The 770-nt window shown below is 60.3% G+C and carries 1 protein-coding gene; it reads left to right on the top strand.

Features of this window, described 5'->3' with window-relative positions:
- Positions 1 to 83 precede the first annotated feature (83 nt).
- A complete protein-coding gene (locus B3520_RS04190) occupies positions 84 to 680 on the top strand; it encodes a nucleotidyltransferase family protein (RefSeq protein WP_286807298.1) in 597 nt (198 codons plus the stop codon).
- Positions 681 to 770: the final 90 nt, after the last annotated feature.

Below are 770 nucleotides of genomic sequence, written 5' to 3'. Positions count from 1 at the left end.
GGCCATCGGCAGCAAACCCCCCGCCGAAATCGCCCTGGCCGTCATGGCCGACATCATCCGAGTGCACCGGGGCCGACCGCGCCATGCCCTCTAGTGTCACCCCCTCTAGCAATGTCGTCGGCCTGATCATGGCCGCCGGCTACTCCACCCGGTTCGGCGCGGACAAACGCCGGGCCCAGCTCACGGAAGGCCAGACACTACTTCAGGCAACGGTTGCCATGACCCGATCAGTGTTTGAAGCGTTTTATGTGGTACTCCGCTCCGACGATGAAGAGCGCGATCTTGGGCTGGGGACGGAGCCGGTCATTTATGCTCCCGAAGAACCCATCGGTCTGGGCACCAGCATCGCCGCCGCGTTTCACCACTTACGGGTAAACAACAAAGACGCCACTGCAGCGGCGGTTCTTCTCGGTGATATGCCCTGGATCAAACCGGATGCGTTCAGCGAGTTGTTGAACCACGCAACGGAAGACACGATCATCCGCCCGGTCTACGATGGCAATGCGGGCCACCCGGTACTATTCGGCCGCCACTTCTGGCCCGAGCTGGCCAACCTCCACGGCGACCTCGGTGCCCGCACCATCATCAGAAAACACCACAGCTGCTGCCATCTGGTTCCTGTTTCGGATGTTGGGGTGTTGCGGGACGTCGATCGGCCAAGTGACTTGGGAAAGGCTTAAACTATCGTAGGGTGGATAAGCGCATAGCGCGTCATCCACCATCGGTTTTTTTCATTACAGTGGTAAGCGGTGGATGACGGCCTTCGGCCT

The sequence above is a fragment of the Marinimicrobium sp. UBA4509 genome (assembly GCF_002388575.1).
Classification (GTDB): domain Bacteria; phylum Pseudomonadota; class Gammaproteobacteria; order Pseudomonadales; family Cellvibrionaceae; genus Marinimicrobium; species Marinimicrobium koreense.
The sequence above is the reverse complement of the archived record's forward strand: the minus strand, read 5'-3'. Positions and strand labels throughout refer to the sequence as shown.